12 protein-coding genes and 1 riboswitch are annotated in these 17,898 nt (G+C 53.3%); of the genes, 5 read left to right on the top strand and 7 right to left on the bottom strand.

The window, feature by feature from the left end; translation table 11 throughout:
• Positions 1-378: 378 nt before the first annotated feature.
• The 5 genes from F3J40_RS11435 to F3J40_RS11415 form a co-directional block, all read right to left on the bottom strand.
• Positions 379-1,314 (bottom strand): Rpn family recombination-promoting nuclease/putative transposase, encoded by a 936-nt coding sequence (locus tag F3J40_RS11435; RefSeq protein ID WP_167014707.1) that lies wholly within the window; start codon positions 1,312-1,314, stop codon positions 379-381.
• A gap of 190 nt (positions 1,315-1,504) precedes the next feature.
• A complete protein-coding gene (locus F3J40_RS11430; RefSeq protein ID WP_167014705.1) occupies positions 1,505-2,926 on the bottom strand; it encodes an efflux transporter outer membrane subunit in 1,422 nt (473 codons plus the stop codon).
• A gap of 1 nt (position 2,927) precedes the next feature.
• Positions 2,928-6,089: an efflux RND transporter permease subunit gene (locus tag F3J40_RS11425; protein ID WP_167014703.1), complete on the bottom strand. Its 3,162-nt coding sequence runs from the start codon at positions 6,087-6,089 to the stop codon at positions 2,928-2,930.
• Position 6,090: 1 nt separating this feature from the next.
• Positions 6,091-7,242, bottom strand: a complete 1,152-nt coding sequence (locus F3J40_RS11420) for an efflux RND transporter periplasmic adaptor subunit (RefSeq protein WP_167014701.1) — start codon at positions 7,240-7,242, stop codon at positions 6,091-6,093.
• Between the two features lie 314 nt (positions 7,243-7,556).
• Positions 7,557-8,651, bottom strand: coding sequence for a YncE family protein (locus F3J40_RS11415; protein WP_167014700.1), 1,095 nt, complete (start codon positions 8,649-8,651; stop codon positions 7,557-7,559).
• A 305-nt stretch (positions 8,652-8,956) separates the two neighbouring features.
• On the opposite strand from F3J40_RS11415, the gene fhuE reads away from it, so the two are divergent.
• The 5 genes from fhuE to F3J40_RS11390 all read left to right on the top strand — a co-directional run bounded on the left by fhuE (position 8,957) and on the right by F3J40_RS11390 (position 14,568).
• Positions 8,957-11,152, top strand: a complete 2,196-nt coding sequence (gene fhuE / locus F3J40_RS11410; RefSeq protein ID WP_167014698.1) for a ferric-rhodotorulic acid/ferric-coprogen receptor FhuE — start codon at positions 8,957-8,959, stop codon at positions 11,150-11,152.
• Between the two features lie 93 nt (positions 11,153-11,245).
• Positions 11,246-11,348, top strand: a riboswitch (TPP riboswitch).
• A gap of 63 nt (positions 11,349-11,411) precedes the next feature.
• Positions 11,412-12,098 carry a thiaminase II gene (gene tenA, locus F3J40_RS11405; RefSeq protein ID WP_167014695.1) on the top strand — a complete coding sequence of 229 codons (687 nt, stop codon included), beginning with the start codon at positions 11,412-11,414 and terminating at the stop codon, positions 12,096-12,098.
• Entirely contained in the window at positions 12,095-12,850 is a 756-nt protein-coding gene (locus F3J40_RS11400) for an ABC transporter ATP-binding protein (RefSeq protein WP_167014693.1), read from the top strand. Before tenA ends, F3J40_RS11400 begins: the two co-directional genes overlap by 4 nt.
• Entirely contained in the window at positions 12,850-13,614 is a 765-nt protein-coding gene (locus tag F3J40_RS11395) for an ABC transporter permease (RefSeq protein WP_017348258.1), read from the top strand. Before F3J40_RS11400 ends, F3J40_RS11395 begins: the two co-directional genes overlap by 1 nt.
• Positions 13,615-13,635: 21 nt before the next feature.
• Positions 13,636-14,568, top strand: a complete 933-nt coding sequence (locus tag F3J40_RS11390) for an ABC transporter substrate-binding protein (protein ID WP_167014691.1) — start codon at positions 13,636-13,638, stop codon at positions 14,566-14,568.
• A gap of 44 nt (positions 14,569-14,612) precedes the next feature.
• Here F3J40_RS11390 and kup read toward each other — a convergent pair whose 3' ends face one another.
• On the bottom strand, positions 14,613-16,478 hold the full coding sequence (kup, locus tag F3J40_RS11385) for a low affinity potassium transporter Kup (RefSeq protein WP_167014689.1): 1,866 nt from the start codon (positions 16,476-16,478) through the stop codon (positions 14,613-14,615).
• A 178-nt stretch (positions 16,479-16,656) separates the two neighbouring features.
• Positions 16,657-17,838 carry an MFS transporter gene (locus F3J40_RS11380; protein WP_167014687.1) on the bottom strand — a complete coding sequence of 394 codons (1,182 nt, stop codon included), beginning with the start codon at positions 17,836-17,838 and terminating at the stop codon, positions 16,657-16,659.
• Between the last annotated feature and the right edge of the window lie 60 nt (positions 17,839-17,898).

The following is a 17,898-nucleotide window of genomic DNA, read 5'->3' as shown; positions in this document are numbered from 1 at the left end:
CTTTGGTGATGGTACTGGTGATGGCATCACGCAACTCTGCGGGGCCAGGAAACCCGCAGTGGCAACATTACACCGTTAACAGATAAGCTCCACACATCAATAGCTCATCAGTTTATTGATCCAGGACAAGGCTGGGTTGTCGTGGCTCTGTCACGCTGTGTCTACCGTGTTAGGCGCAGGAGAGCAGAAGATGACCGCAAAAGCAGCACTTATCGGGGGAATTGTGGTGTGGGGGGTTTACGTTGCCTGGATAGCCCATTACTACGCCGCAACCTTTGTGTCATTTGGTTCCTGAAAGACAAAACTGCAGCCATAAGCTGCAGTTTTTTATTCATACCACGTCAGAAATGCACTCAAAGCGTGCAAGTCACGCTGATATTAGTGGCAGACTTGAGGCAGTTCACTTTCTGAAAGACCGGTGATGCGTAATACAACATCACGATCAATGTGGTTTGCCAGCATTTTTTCGGCGAGTTCAAGCGTCCTCTCACTCATCGCTTCTAATCGGCCCTCTTCAAACCCTCTCTTTCTGCCAATTTCTTCCAGTTGTTCTGCAATCGTCATTAAATCATCCTCGTGTTTTGGCAGCTTATGTGCCAGTTCAACGACAAACGTTTTAGCATCAAAGGTTTCACCCGTTTTAAGCAGGTAGTTTATCAGAGAAACTAGTTGCTGTCGTGTGATAGCCTCAACAGTTAAGATTTTGTTTAATTGCTTAAACAAAGGTGAGAGGTCGCGCTGAAATATATGCTTTTGTATTAGCGTCAGTGCTGCCATTCGCCGATGATGCACAATTTCATCATCTGGAATAACGGTAACATCCACCAAAATAAACTGGCTTTTGTAGAAATACTCCGCCTGTTTAGGATCGTAGAACACGTCCAGCAATGAAGTTGTGTACGGGTAAGGGCTTCTTTTTCCGGCATAAAACAGTACTGGAACCACTAACGGCAACTTCTTATGGCCTGCATCAAGATGCCGCTGCATTGCAGCTATACCATAACGAAGCAGCCGAAAAGCCATGTGTTGATCAGGGCTTGACTGATGTTCAATCAAAACATAGATATAAGCATCCTGATCCGCGACTTTCAGGCTATACAGGACGTCACTGAAATAAGGACGAAGCGTCTCTTCGACAAAGTTACCGCATTCCAGCTTTAATGTAGCATAATCACACATCGTCTGTAGCGATTCAGGTAAGTGCAACTGCATAAAATCCTGTGCGGTTTCAGGATGCATTAAAAACTGCTTAAACACCGCATCATGAGGTGTTGAAGTTCCTCGAGGGGAATTCGCTGCTATTCCATCTGCCATCTCTTTTTCCCTGGGTTGGTTAACGCGGCAGAATGCTAGAGAAATTTAAGCCTGATAACGGCAAGACCTGGCCTGGAATAGGCATATTTTCAGCCGTAATAGTGCGGTAATTAAAGAGAGTTCGGGAGAAGTAACAGTATTCAATGAAAATATTGAAACTGGCGCTCCCGTTGCGGGAGCGCCATCACAGCTATTTCAATTCGGTTTCCAGGGCAGTACCGCCCCCCATGACTTTATACAGCGTAATCAGGTTGGTGTAGTAAGCCTGCTGGGTACTGACCAGGCTGGTACGTGCGGTATATAACGTGCGTTGTGCCGTCAGCGCATCGAGATAGGTATCAATTCCGTTACGATAACGCAGATCGGCCAGATGGTAGTAACTTCCTGCTGAAGCCACATAGTTCTGCTGACGCATCAGTTGCTCGTTTATGGTGCCACGACGTGCCAACGCATCCGCCACTTCCTGGAATGCCGTCTGCACGGCTTTCTCATAGGCTGCTACGTAATACTCTTTTTGCGCTTTGGTGTAACGCAGTTGCGCTACGTTATACCCACCGGCAAAAATCGGTAGCGACACACTGGGCGCAAATGACCACACACCCGCACCATTTTTAAACAGCGATGAGAGCTGGCTGCTTCCCACGCCGCCGCTGGTCGTCAGTGAGATGGTCGGGAAGAAACTGGCCCGCGCCGCCCCAATGCTGGCATTGGCTGATTTCAACGTATGTTCAGCTTCCAACACATCTGGACGATTCAACAGCACATCTGAAGAGATCCCGGCCGGAATATTGGCGAATGCCTGCTGCAAAGACTCGATGCCCTCTGGCAACAGGTTATCCGGAACAATTTGTCCGACCACCAGATCCAACGCGTTTTTATCCTGCGCTACGCTGGTGGTGTAGCTGGCGATATCCGACATGGCCGACTGGTAAGTGGTATCCGCTGAGGAGACGTCCACCATTGAGGCCGTTCCATGTTCGAACTGCTTACGCGTCACTTCCAGCGACTGGCGAGCACTCTCCGCCGTGTCTTTAGCAATCGCCAGATTACTGCGATCGGCCGCCAGGGCCAGCCAGTAATCCACCGTGTTGTACAGCACGGTTAGCCGCGTACTTCGCGCGGCTTCGGCTGTGCTGAGGTAAGTTTCATACTGCTCTCGCGTCAGACTCTGGTTCTTGCCAAACAGATCCAACTCGAAGGAGCTGACACTACCCTCAGCGGTGGCACTGCTGCTAATAGCGGTCTGATTACCCGTCCCGGTCAGTGCACGACTACGGCTGCCAGAGAGTTCTGCATTGACCGTTGGGAACAGAGCAGCGCGCTCTTCCCCATACTGGGCATGCGCCGATTTCACGCTGGCAATCGCTTCACGCAGATCACGACTGCTACTGAGCGCCATGCCCACCACCTGCCGCAGACGGGCATCGAGCACATACTGCTGCCAGCTCGTATTGCGATACTCCTCTTTTTGTACCGGAGTCAGCGCAGTATAGGCTGCGCCCTGCGGCGTCTGGCCTGGAACAGGTGATGAAGGTCGGTCATAGTGCGGATCGAGAGAAATACAGCCCGAGAGCAACAGGGGCAGAACCGCGATCAGAAAACGTGGTGACATCTTATTTCTCCTCCTGCGCGGCAGTATCAGTCACTTTTCCATGTCCATAAGGCACAGACGGGAAGACTCGGCGCACAATCACAAAGAACAGCGGCACCAGGAAAATCGCCAATGCGGTCGCAGAAATCGTACCCCCGATGATACCTGTACCGATGGCGATGCGGCTGTTAGCGCCCGCACCGCTGGAGATAGCCAGTGGCAGAACCCCGGCGGTAAAGGCCAGCGAAGTCATGATGATGGGGCGCAAACGCATGGATGCGGCGTGAATGGCCGACTCAATCAGCCCTTCCCCTTTACGATAATTTTCCTCTGCAAATTCAACAATCAAGATGGCGTTCTTCGCTGAAAGACCAATGATGGTGAGCAGCGCTACCTGGAAATACACGTCGTTTTCAAGGCCGCGTACCGCAACGGCCAGCAGTGCTCCCACAACGCCCAGCGGGACGACCATCATTACAGAGAACGGCACTGACCAGCTTTCATACAGAGCAGCAAGGCAGAGGAACACCACAATCAACGACAGCCCATACAGAGACATGGCCTGATTGCCCGACAGACGCTCTTGATAAGAGAGACCGTTCCACGAGTATGTGGTGCCCGCAGGCAATTTCGCGGCCAGCTTCTCCATGGCTGTCATCGCATCCCCTGAACTTCCCCCATCACCCGCTTCCCCTTCAATCTCATAAGAAGCCAGGCCGTTGTAGCGTGACAGTGCGTCCGCGCCATACGCCCAGTGTGAAGTTGAGAACGCTGAGAACGGTGCCATCACCGTGTTACCACTGCTGTCTGTTCCACTGACAAACCACTGATTGATATCTTCTGGCTTGCTACGGAACTGCTGATCGCCCTGCATGTAAACTTTTTTCACACGACCGCGATCGGTGAAATCATTCACGTAAGTTCCGCCAATGGCGGCACTGAGCGTGCTGTTGATATTGCTGATTGAAAGCCCCAGTGACTGCGCTTTTTCATCATCGATATCCACCTGCAACTGTGGCAGGTCTGGCAAGGTGTTAGCACGCACGTTCGCCATCGCGCTGTCTTTGTTCGCTTCAGCAATCAGCTGATTACGCATCTTCAGCAGTTCATCACGGCTGGTGCCTGCTTTCGCCTGGAGCTCAAACGTAAAGCCATTAGACTGCCCCAAACCGGAAACGGCGGGTGGTGACAGGACAAACACCTGTGCGTCACGGATGGAAGAGAGCTTCATCATGGCGCGACCGGCTATGGCATCCGCGCTATTTTCACTGCCCTTACGATCGCTCCAGTTTTTCAGCGCGATGAACCCGACCCCGGCATTCTGCCCACTACCGGCAAAACTAAAGCCGTTAACCAGCATGCTGACGTTGACGTTATCTTTCTCTTCCGTCGCGAAATAGTGCTGAATCTGGTCACGCACCGCATTGGTCCGGTTTTCCGTAGCACCTGGTGCCAGGGTGTACTGCACCATAATGTAGCCCTGATCTTCCGTTGGCAGGAAGCCAGTAGGCAGCTTGATATAAATCACTGCACAGGTCGCCAACACAATGGCATACAGTAATAAATAGCGCGCCCGGCTGTGGATCACATGTGCGACACGATGGTGATATTTGCCCTGCAATTTTTCGTAATTGCGGTTAAACCAGGCGAAGAAACGTCCCTCTTTCTTGTCTTTGTCATGTGGCTTGAGCAAGGTGGCACACAGCGCTGGCGTCAGCGTCAATGCGACAATCACTGAAAGCACCATAGAAGAGACAATGGTAATGGAGAACTGGCGATAAATAACGCCGGTCGAACCACTAAAGAAGGTCATTGGCAGGAATACCGCCGACAGCACCATCGCGATCCCGACTAACGCACCGGTGATTTCGCGCATGGACTTTTCCGTGGCTTCCCGTGGTGGCAGATGTTGCTCTCGCATCACGCGTTCCACGTTCTCCACCACCACGATGGCATCATCCACCAACAGCCCTATCGCTAGCACCATACCGAACATGGTTAAGGTGTTGATGGAATAACCGAAGGCCGCCAGCACGCCAAACGTACCGAGCAGAACCACCGGGACGGCAATCGCGGGAATTAACGTAGTACGGATATTTTGCAGGAACACAAACATCACGATAACCACGAGAATAATCGCTTCAACCAGCGTTTTTACGACTTCTTCAATGGAGACTTTTACGAAATCGGTACTGTCCAGCGGATACGCAACCACATAGTTAGAAGGCATACCGCGTTCGAGTTCTGCGACGGTACTTTTCACTTTCTCCGCAGTGGTCAACGCATTCGCGCCTGAAGCCAATTGCACCGCGATACCGGAAGCAGGATGACCATTAGCCAGCACATCTGCACTGTAGTCTTCCGCGCCCATCTCAACGCGAGCCACATCGCTCAGATGCACGACCGAACCGTCCGTTTTACTTTTCAGCACAATGTTCCGGAACTGCTCTGGCGTTTGCAGACGCGAGCGAGACTGCACCGTCGCCACTAACTGCTGCTCTTTGCTGGCCGGTTGTGCCCCTAATTGCCCGGAAGAGACCTGGGTGTTTTGCGCTTCAATGGCGGTTTCCACATCCGAAGGCATCAGCGAGTAGGCAGCCAGCTTGACCGGGTCCAGCCAGATACGCATCGCGTACTCTGCACCAAACACCTGTACCCCACCAACCCCAGATACACGCGCCAGCGTATCTTCGAAGTTACTGACCAGATAGTCGGCAACATCAGCAGAGTTACTTTTGTTGCTTTTGTCATACAGCGCCATGATCAACAAGAAGTCACTTTGTGCCTTCTCGACCGTAACCCCCTGTGTGGTCACCGCATCTGGCAGTCGGCTTTCCGCCTGCTGAACTTTGTTCTGTACCTGAACCTGAGCGATATCCGGGTCAGTTCCCTGGGCGAACGTCACGGTGATCTTGACCTGCCCGGTGGAAGCAGTACTGCTGGAAGAGAAGTAAAGCAACCCATCCAACCCGGTTAATTGCTGTTCAATAACCTGGGTAACACTGCTCTCCAGCGTTGCCGCTGAGGCACCGGTATAGGTGGCTTGAATGCTGATTTGCGGTGGCGCGACGTCAGGGTACTGCGCAACCGGCAGGCTTTGAATACTGATTATGCCGAACAGCATAATCACAATGGCGATCACCCACGCGAAGACCGGGCGGCGTATGAAAAACTGAGCCAGCATCTTACTTGCCTCCGCTCGCGTCGCTATCGTTGGTGGTGCTGCTGTCAGTTTCTACCGGTTTCACCGTCATACCAGCCTGAACTTTAGCCGTGCCCTGGACAATCAGACGATCGCCGCTCTGCAACCCGCTATCCACTAGCCAGTTGCTGCCAATCACCTGGTCGGTCACGACGGTACGACTCTCAACTTTATTGTCTTTATCCACCACCAGCGCCGTGGCATTACCTTTGGCATCACGCGTAATGCCCTGCTGCGGCGCTAGTATCGCATCCTGACGCGTCCCGTTACTTACGGCAGCACGCACATACATGCCAGGCAGCAGTTCATGCTCAGGATTCGGGAAGACTGCACGCAAGGTCACAGAACCGGTAGACTCATCAACAGAGACTTCCACTAACTCCAGCTTGCCCTGATGTTGATAGGTGGAACCATCTTCCAGCGTGACTGTTACGGGGACGATCTCATTTGACTGATGCTGGGCCGTTTGCGCTTTACGCAGCTTGAGCAGTTGCACGCTGGATTGTGTTAAATCCACATAGATCGGGTTGAGGGCACGAATGGTTGCCAGTGCCGTCGTTTGGGCCGCTGAAACCAGTGCGCCAGGCGTTACAGAAGAGATACCGATGCGGCCAGCAATAGGCGCTCGCACTGCGGTGTAGTTGAGATTAATACGCGCACTTTCAACCGCTGCTTTGTATTGCGCGACTGAGGCGAGGTTTTGTTGGTAAGTAGCATCTGCATCATCGGCATCCTGACGCGAGACACCGTTTTCTTTCACTAATGCACTATAACGTTCCGCTTTCAGTTTGCTGCTTTTGACAATCGCAACGGCGTTTTTCCACTGTGCCACCGCCTGATCGTACGTCGCTTGATAACTGGCCGGATCAATCTGGTATAGCACCTGGCCAGCTTTTACTTCATCACCTTCGGTAAAAAGACGCTTAAGAATAATGCCATCAACCTGAGGGCGAACATCTGAAACCATTGAATCGGTCACGCGTCCGGTTAACTGACTGGATAGCCCAACAGGCTGGGCTTTAAGCGTAACCACACCGACTTCCGTCGCGGGCGGGGTTGCAGAATCCGTTGCAGGTTTATCGCAAGCACTTAACAACAAAACCAGCGCGGGAATCATAAGCCGCTGAATAACCATAAGGTCAGTCCTTTTATATTATGAAATCAGTTTCCCAGTGTAACAAATAGCTAGCGAAACGGTATGTAAGTAAAGTGAAAAATAAATGACGCTTTTTTTGTAAAAAAAACGGCACTCTCAGCGCTAATTTTTTTGCATGGTCTATGATTATAAGTTGGCTCTTTTACACGCAGTGAAGTTTATTGATAATTAAATGCCATTCAAATTATTTTATATTTAACTTGAATATTTTTATCGAGTGTGAACAGCCTGGCGGCAAGGGAGAGTGATGTGCAGAAGCTGTAGCGGCAGCCTTAGCTGCCGCCAGACAACCCTTATTTCAGCGCAATACGGACAACGCTATCAGGGCCTTTTGTGGTGTTGTCTTTATTGAAGTCCTGTTTCAGCGTGACATACAGCGTTTCACCATCAGCAGAGAGCAACAGGCTATTTGGATGCGTGTCAAACGACCAGCTATTTTTTACTGCCAGTGTGGTGGCATTCAGCTGCAATACTTTCTGGCTTTCACGCTGACTGATATAAATCTCATTGCGTTTCGCATTAAACTTGATACCCAGGGCATCACCTTCAATACGCTTAATCACTTTTCCAGTGTGCTCGTCGAATACCAGCGTGGTTTTCGCCTTAGAATCGTCAGTTACAAACAGACGACCCGTGGCCGGATCTTCTGCCAGGTTCAACAGCAGGTACTCTTTACCATCACCCGGTGTCCAGCGTTTTTCAATCTTGTGGCTGTGTGGGTTGATAACCAGCACTTCACCGCCGCCGTTCGCAGCATAAATACGGTCGGTCACTGGGGAATAAATAATCCCGGTTACCCATTTTCCGGCATTTTTGATGCGCGCTTTCAGCTTCATGGTCTTCGCATCAACCACCCAAATCACGCCTGGGTCGCCGACACCACCAATAAACAGATCGCCTTTATGCCAGAAAATTTCACGGGCACCGTAGTGATCGCCATCTTTGCTGCGTTCGCTAAATTCCAGACGTTGCAGGACTTTACCGCTCTTCGCATCAATTTTAGAGACAGTGCCATCCAGTGAATTGGTGGCAAACACTTCGCTGCCATCTGGATTGCTCGCCATACCGAAGTTTTTCAGGTCGGTGTGGGTTTCACCGGTGATTTTCAGCGTAGCGGGATCAAGACGATAAATCACCCCACCGTTCACATCTTTGAATGACTGCGCGCTGGCAACAAACAGTGCGTTGTTCTGGCCAGAGAGCGCCATTTCATACAGACCATCGCCCAGTGTGGCTTTGGTTATCTGACTGTCTGCCGCTTTCGCTGGAGCAGCCACAACTGCAGGGGCCTGAGTTTTCTGTGCGGGTGCCTGGCAGGCTGACAAAGTAAAGGCGGCAACCACCGCCAGAGCCGCCGCGCTATGACGCGGCTTGAACAACGCTTTCATGCTGAACTCCCTTGAATAATGAGGTCTTTGCATCCAGCAAAATTACCGATGCAGACGTCAAAAAGAATGAGAAGCATACGTATTATCAACCAGTAAGTAAATCGACATGCCCCCAGCGCATTTTCGTCAATTTTTGTTACACCTTGCCTGCACTAATGTCGCGACGACTCAAAGGCTAATTATTATCATTGCGATTCTCATAAGAGAACGATACCGGTTGTGGGTAACATGCAATAGTTGGCAGGAAAACCCATACCTGGTCGGCATCACGCCATAAAACCTACATTCCTTTTAGGGAAGTGAATATGTCTTTCAAAAGCAGGGAAACCGGCACCGGTCTGCAAACCACCGGTGTCAAAACAAGCTTCAAGTGGTCTTTATTAGCCCTTTCTGTCAATGCGCTGTTCAATCCGCTGGCAGCATTGGCAGCAAGTAGCACAGCCACCACCACAGCAGCAACTTCGCAGGATCTGGTGGTCGATGCCAGCGTCGCGGGCAGTGATGACAGCGATAAAAAGGATTACACCGAGCAGGTCACGCGTGCAGGTACAAAGCTGCTACTGGCACCACGAGATGTACCGCAATCTGTGACGGTCGTGACACAGCAGCGCATGAAAGATCAGCAGTTGCAGACGGTTGGCGATGTTCTCACGAATACCACCGGTATCTCGGCCAGCCTGTATGACAGCGAGCGTTCGAGCTACTACTCTCGCGGCTATCAGATCACCAGCTACAGCTACGACGATATCCCAACTTCGGTCAGTGATACCTGGAACCTCGGCGACGCCGCAGAAGACTCGGCTATTTATGACAAAATTGAGGTTGTGCGGGGTGCCAATGGCCTGATGAGCGGATCGGGCAGTCCAGGCGCGTCGGTCAATATGGTGCGCAAACGTGCCGATAGCAAAACCTTCACCGGCGATCTCTATGCCAGTTATGGTAGCTGGAACAATCAACGCTATGTTGCCGACCTGTCCGGTCCCCTCAACAGCACGGGGTCGGTGCGTGGCCGCGTAGTGGCGGGTTATCAGGATCAGGACAGTTGGTTAGACCGCTACCACAAGCGCAAAGAGTTCCTGTATGGCGTGGTCGATGCGGACCTGACCGACAGCACGACGCTCTCATTGGGCTATGACTTCCAGGAGAGCCAGACCGCGAACCCAACCTGGGGCGGGCTGCCTATTTGGTACAGCAACGGCGCACCAACCCACTTTGCCCGCAGTACCAACCCTTCAGCGGACTGGACACATTACGACCTCAGCTCACACAAGGTCTTTGTTAACCTCGACCAGAAATTCGACAACGGCTGGGTATTCCGTCTCAATGCTACCCATGCCCAGGCGACCGTGAATGACAAACTGATTTACCTTGAAGATTTTGCCGATGCGCAAACCGGCCTTGGTTTATCCGCCTTTGGCAGTAAGGACCAGGGCAAACGTAATCTGGATTCTGTAGATACCTTTACCAGTGGCCCGATTGAGCTGTTTGGTCGCCAACACCAACTGCTGGCAGGACTCAGCTTCAGCCGCCAGCACAACCGCTATTACAGTTCAAATGGTGACTTCGGTGACACCACCATGCCAGACATCAACAACTGGAACGGTGACGTGGCTGAACCGTCATGGGGCGACTGGTATCTGGACTCTGATGATATCGTGCGACAGAAATCCATGTATACCGCCGCCCGTTTCTCCCTGGCCGATCCGCTCTCGTTGATCATTGGCGCACGCTATACCCAATGGAGCACACACGGTAGCAGCGGTAACGTCACCAAATATAACACCACGCCGTATGGTGGCCTGGTGTATGACATTAATGACACATGGTCCGCCTACGCCAGCTATACCTCCATCTTCCAGCCGCAAACCTATCGCGATGCCAACGGCCATTATCTTTCACCGGTTACCGGGAAAAACTATGAAACCGGCCTGAAATCAGACTGGTACAACGGCAAACTCACCGCAACGCTGGCGGTATTCCGTCTGGAACAAAGCAACGTCGCCCAGGCGCTGGATGGTGTGTTCGTGAATAGCTCCAGCGAACAAGCCTATACCACCGCCAACGGCACCGTCAGTAAAGGGGCCGAGTTTGAACTGAATGGTGCCGTCACTGACAACCTGAAAATGACGTTTGGCATCAGCCGTTACGTGGCTCGTGACAATACCGGCGCACGCCTGAACAGTGATATGCCGGAAACCGAGATCAAGCTGTTCACCAGTTATAACCTGCCAATGCTGCCGGAACTCACCGTCGGCGGAGGCGTAAACTGGCAAAACCGCGTGTATAAAGATGCGACCTATGTTGATGGCTCAACCAAACGTTACTATCAGGGCAGCTACCCGCTGGTTAATCTGTTTGCACGCTATGACGTGACTAAACAGCTTTCCGTGCAGGCCAACCTGCAAAACCTGTTTGATCGTGGTTACTACACCTCCATGGATGATGACCTGGTCTACGGTCAGCCGTTTAACTACTCCGTCAGCCTCTCTTATCACTTCTGATGCCGCTCAAACCCCCGCTTTTTGCGGGGGTTTTCAATCCCGGCTTTTCTCTTGCCGGTGATTGTAATCGCCCGCTGAATCACGTATAAAAAATGCCTCTCCGAGGGGTGTCCAGTGATGGGCTGAGATGGTGCAAACCGAACCCTTTGAACCTGATCTGGGTCATGCCAGCGAAGGGACGGGTCGGCAATCCTGCTACGTGCAACTGCCTGTTCTTACCTCCGGATGCCCGGATCTCCTGAAAGCGAATGGAGGTCCAATGTTTCTTCCTCAGTTTGATGCTGGCCTGTATGGTCAGTTACGCCGCAATGCTGGCTCCGTCTGGCAATCCTATGTCTGTCATGATTTCGTCCAGCAACTCGGTACAGGCACCCTGCCACATCATGCTTTCCGCCACTATCTGACCCAGGACTATCTGTTCCTGATCCACTTTGCCCGCGCTTATGCGCTGCTGGTCAGTAAATTCTCCACCTTGCCGGAAATGCGTGCGGCGACAACTTCCCTCAATGCCATCGTGAATGAACTGCCACTGCACGTGGCTTATTGCCAGCAGTGGGGGCTAAATGAAAGCAAGATGGAACAGGTGGAGGAAGCGGCTGAAACCATGAACTACACGCGCTATGTGCTGGATATTGGTCATCGTGGTGATGCACTGGATCTGCTCGCGGCATTAATGCCTTGCGTTGCCGGTTATGCCGAAATTGGCTTACGCCTGCTGAATGACCCTAATACGGTGCTGGAAGGCAATCCGTATGCTGACTGGATCCGCAACTACGGCGATCAGGCTTATCTGCGTGGCGTGCAGTCATCCCTTGATCTGCTGGAGAAAGTGGCTCATCAGCGCGGGGGAGAGAGCCGTCTGGCCGAACTTAACACCATTTTTAACACTGCAACCCGGCTCGAAGCGGCTTTCTGGCAAATGGGGTTGGATGCACCGGCGCAATGAGAAATCCACCGTTTAATCGCACCCAAGTGCCACCGGGTATCGCCGTACGCGATCTCTGTTTACGCTTCGGTCAGCGCACCATTTTCGAACGGTTGAGTGTCGATATTGCCAGCGGGCAAATCGTCGCCCTGCTGGGGGCCAGCGGGGCGGGCAAAACCAGCCTGCTCAGGATCATCGCCGGGCTGGCACAAGCCACATCCGGCAGTGTCATGGGCAGCGATGGGCTACCCATCAGCGGCAGAATTGCGTGGATGGGCCAAAAGGATCTGCTCTACCCGTGGCTGAGCGTGCAACAAAACGTGATGCTGGGTGCGCGCCTGCGTGGCGAGCAACCGGACCACGACTGGGCATTGCATCTGCTCGAACGCGTCGGTTTGCAGGATCAGCGTGATGCCCGTCCGGACACGCTTTCAGGAGGGATGCGCCAGCGGGCCGCGATTGCCCGTACCCTGTATGAACGTCAGCCCATTGTCCTGATGGATGAGCCCTTCTCCGCCCTTGATGCGATAACCCGCGCACGGGTACAGAACCTGGCCGCTGAACTGCTACAGGATCACACCGTGCTGCTCATCACTCACGATCCGGTGGAAGCCTGTCGCCTGGCGCACCAGTTGTTGGTGCTGTCACCGCATCCTGCCGGACTGGACACCTCACACACGCTGGCAGGAACACCGCCGCGCGCCTTAGATGATCCTGAACTGCTCCGCAGCCAGGGGGCGTTAGCCCAACAACTTCTGCGAGGAGCCGAATAATGGAGAGAACCGATTCTCGCCTGAACCGCCTCTGGCGCGGGGCTGTGGTCTTTGCGGGTTTACTGCTGCTGTGGACGCTGGTCACGATGAGCGGCGTTCCTCGTTTTCTCTTGCCCAATCCTGCTGCCGTGGTCGAAGCCTTGTGGCAGAACCGGGATTATCTGGCCGACCATACGCTGGTCACCGCGATGGAAATTCTCAGCGGCCTGGTGTGCGGTGTGTTGCTGGGCAGTGTGCTGGCGCTGTGTATGGTGTTTTCACCGCGCTTGCAGCGTTGGGTGATGCCCATGGTGCTCACCAGTCAGGCCATTCCGGTTTTCGCCTTAGCCCCGCTGCTGGTGTTGTGGTTTGGCTTTGGCATGAGTGCCAAGGTGGTTATGGCCGTGCTGGTGATTTTCTTTCCTGTCACTTCCGCTTTCTATGACGGCCTGCGCCGCGTCAGCAATGACTACCTTGATCTGGCTCGCACCATGCGCGCTTCGGGCTGGGCGCAGCTGCGCCATGTGCGGCTGATGGCCGCTTTGCCTGCCTTCGGCACCGGACTGCGCATGGCGGCCGCCGTGGCACCGATTGGGGCGATCATTGGCGAATGGGTAGGATCAGCCGAGGGGCTGGGCTACGTCATGATGAACGCCAACGCCCGAATGCAGAGCGATTTATGCTTTGCTGCACTGTTTATTTTGATTTTGATGACCATCGCGCTGTGGGTGGCGATCGATACCCTGCTCCGCCGCCTGATTAGCTGGGCACCGGATACACATTAAAAATTTTACCAAGGAAAGACCATGTTCAAGAAAACGGCGACCACCTTACTGTTAGCCGCCTGCATTAGCCAGGCGCATGCGGCGGAAAAACTGACACTGATGCTCGACTGGTATGTTAACCCGGATCATGCGCCGATTATGGTGGCAGAGCAGATCGGTGCCTTCAAAGCAGAAGGGCTGGACGTGAAAATCGTTCCACCTTCCGATCCTTCACTGCCACCGCGCTTGGTGGCGGCGAAACAGGCTGATTTAGCCATCACCTACCAGCCGCAGTTGCACTTCTTCGCCGATGAAGGTTTGCCGCTGGTGCGCGTGGGCACGTTAATCAACACGCCGCTGAACACGGTAATTACCCTCGATCCTAAGGTTAAATCTCCGGCGGAACTGAAAGGTAAGACCATCGGTTTCTCCGTCAGCGGGATTGAACAAGCCACGCTGAACACCATGCTGGCCCACGACGGTGTCAGTGGCAAAGAGGTCAAACTGGTCAATGTTAACTTCCAGCTCACCAGCGCCCTGTTGACGCACAAAGTTGATGCCGTGATTGGCGGTTATCGCAATATTGAAGCGCTGGAGATGAAAATGCAGGGGGCAAAACCAGTGGTGTTCAACGTGGAAGATTATGGCGTGCCTGCTTACGATGAGCTGATCATCGTTGCTAACCGCGACGAAGTGAACGACCCACGGATTAAGAAATTCCTCGCCGCGCTGAAAAAAGGCAGTGACTATCTGCACGCGCATCCGGAAGAGAGTTGGAAAGCGTTTGCCGCCGCGCACCCGGAACTGAATACCGACTTCAATCATCAGGCATGGATGGCATCACTGCCGCTGTTTGCACGCGACCCGGCGAAGCTGGACAAAGCCCGCTACGACGCGTACGAAAAATTCCTGTTTGATAACAAGCTGATCAAAAAAATCACGCCGGTAGACAGCTACGCCGTCGAGCCTGAGTAAGGCATCCGTGCAGGAAACGCCGTCGCGTTTCCTGCCGCTCCAGGTTAAAACTCTTTCTGTCCACCTAACTCGATCACCCGGTTAGGCGGGATGCGGAACTGCTCGTGAACCCGCAAAGCATTTCGCTGGAAGAAATGGAAGATCCCACCTTTGATTCGCGCCAGCCCCTTGCGCTTTTTCATCACCAGCGTGTCATGGGAAGTAAAGAATGAGGCTTCGTTAACTGAACAGCCAAAGCCTTCCATGCCGCATAAATGCAGAATTTCTTGCATTGAGGGGACTTCGTGCCAGCCATAAGCCGCCGTCACCTGCCAGAAAGTGGGTGAAAGTTGCTGCATGCTCAGGCGCTGCTGGTTGTATACACGCGGCGTATCAACGGTGCGGATGTGCAGCAGCACAGTACGCGCATGTAACACCCGGTTGTGTTTCAGGTTATGCAGTAGCGCCTGCGGGATTTCATACTCTTTACGCGCCAGGAAGATGGCGGTGCCTGCCACACGCTGAGGTGGATTGGCTTCCAGCGACTGAATCATCGCTTTTAAGCCTACGGGGTCATTGTCAAGACGGCGGATCAGGCGGATACGCTCACTGCTCCAGATCCACATAAACAGTAACATGGTAAACGCCAGCAGCACCGGTACCCAGCCGCCGGAGAGCAGTTTCATCAGATTGGCGCTAAACAGGGTGACATCCACCAACAGCATCACAGCGAGGCAAGCCAGCACCGCAGGCAAAGGCCAGTGCCAGTTTTTAAACGCCACAATGCACACGAGGCACGCGGTCAACACCATCGTACCGGTAACAACGATGCCATAGGCCGATGAGAGCGCTGAAGACTGGCGGAATGCCAACACGATAACCGCCACGGCGACAAACAACAGCCAGTTCACCACCGGAATATAGATCTGCCCGGATTCGGTAGACGAAGTATAAATAATGCGTACTGGCGGCAAAAAGCCCTGGCGAATCGCCTGGTGCGTCAGTGTATACACGCCACTGATCACCGACTGAGCCGCAATAACTGTCGCCAGCGTCGCCAGCACAATCAGGGGGATTTGCCCCCAACCCGGCGCCAGGATATAGAACGGGTTTTGCACCGCTTCGGGTTGCGCTAATACCAGCGCGCCCTGTCCAAAGTAGTTAATCACCAGCGCCGGCATCACCAGCACTATCCACGCCAGACGTATCGGTTTTTTCCCCAGATGGCCCATATCGGCATACAGGGCTTCCGCCCCGGTTACCGCCAGCACCACCATGCCCAACGCTGCAAATGACAAGGCTTTATGGCTGAATAAGAATTCCAGCGCATAGGCCGGGTTGATCGCCAACAGCACGGTCGGATTCATCATAATGCCCCGCACGCCGAGCAGCGCCAGGGTGATAAACCATACCAGCATAATCGGGCCAAAGATCCGGCTCACTTTTTCTGTGCCGTGTTTTTGAATCATAAACAGCCCGACCAGAATCAGCAGAGACAGCGGAACAATAATATGTGACAGCTTGGGTGCCACCACCTCGATCCCTTCTATGGCCGAAAGTACAGAGATAGCAGGCGTAATGACCCCATCGCCATAAAAAAAGGCACTCCCAATCAGGCCCATTAAGACGATGATTTGGCTGGCACGCGCCGATACATGCTGCCTGGCTAATGACATCAGGGTCAAAATGCCCCCTTCGCCATCATGATCCGCTCGCATCACAAAGCAGACATATTTAAGCGTAACGATCAGCGTTAATCCCCAGAAAATCAGCGAGAGAAATCCCATGATGGCAGTCGGGGAAATGTGTCCATCCGGTAAGATCGACAGGCATTCCTTGAGGGTGTAAAGCGGGCTAGTGCCGATATCACCAAACACAATGCCCGCCGCTGCCAGCATCGCAGCAGGAAGGGGCTGTTTATTTGCGGTCATAAAAAGTGATGATTCCCGTCAGTTGTTGAGCAGCCAAAAACCCAGACAGGTGAGAACCTTGCCACCTGTTCAGTCAGTATAAGCTGACATCTGCGCATCAGGTATGAAGATTAGACGGGGCCAGCAAAGTCCTTAACAGGCACTTTGCTGGCGAGTAAAAAGGGGGAAACTACGCGTATCAGGCGTTCTGTGTTTGCTGTTCATCCCGTGCTGAAGTTGAGCAGCACAGCGCCAGAATCACCATGATTAACACCGGCAGCATCGCCATCCGCAACCCGGCGTGTTCACCAATAAAGCCCAACGCCGGTGGCCCGACGAGAAACGCGATATAGCCTAAGGTGGCAGCAATCGTCACTCTTACCGCACTGTTCTTGCCTTCACCGGCGGCTGAGATGGTCAACGGGAACCCGAGGGAAGCGCCCATGCCCCAGAACAATACTGCTGCGGCCGCCAGCCACGCCTGGCTGGAAAAAATCACCAGCGCGAGTCCGATTGCGGCAGACGCTGCGCTGGCACGTAGCATCCAGACCCGACCAAACAGCGCCACCAGAAAACCGCCCAAAAAGCGCCCGGCTGTCATCCCGGCAGTGAAACCCACATAGATCAATGTCCCTGCCGCTGCGCCGAAGTTATGACCATCGATCATCAGTAACGGGATCCAGTCGTTGGCAGACCCTTCCGCCAGCGCCATCGCCAGAATCACCACGCCCAGTAACAGCAACCGCCGATCGCGCAGCTGTGCTTTCACCTGCGTGAGATAATTTTCCTGCTCGGCATGTTCATCTTCAACCGGCTGTGACCAGGGAAACTGACGCCACATCATCAACGCCATCAACACGGCGACCACGAACACCAGGCTAAAGTGCAGTGCGGTGCTGATATTTAGCGCCGTCATCGCCATGCCAAGAAGCGCGCCACACAGCGTGCCAAAACTGAAAAAACCGTGCAGCGTGGTCATGATGGTCTGACCGCTGCTTTGCTCAAACGCCGCGCCTTCAATATTGATTGAAATATCAATCCAGCCCGTACCTGCGCCAAACAAAGCCAGCCCCAAAAACGCCAGCGCGGTGCTTTGTAACGCCAGGCCCGCCGCCAGCACCGGCAGCCCCATCAGCAATAAAATAAACCCGGCGGCCATCACGGTACGAATACCAAAACGATGGGTCACTTTGCCCGCACTCAGTACTCCAAACAAAGAGCCACAGGAAAAACCAAACAGGATCAAACCCATCAGTTCAGTGGATGCGTGCAAGGTGTCACGCATCGCTGGCGTCCGTGTCACCCAACTGGCCCAGCTGAATCCGGGCAAAAACATTAATCCATACAGCGCGGCTTTTTGCCGCAATAACGAAACCGACATGCTCTCTCCAGCGTCCTCAACGACAAAACCCCAACAATATGCATAAGATTTTGCGATAGT

Origin of the sequence: Candidatus Pantoea multigeneris, assembly GCF_011752615.1 — a bacterium.
Lineage (GTDB): Bacteria > Pseudomonadota > Gammaproteobacteria > Enterobacterales > Enterobacteriaceae > Pantoea > Pantoea multigeneris.
The sequence above is the reverse complement of the archived record's forward strand: the minus strand, read 5'-3'. Positions and strand labels throughout refer to the sequence as shown.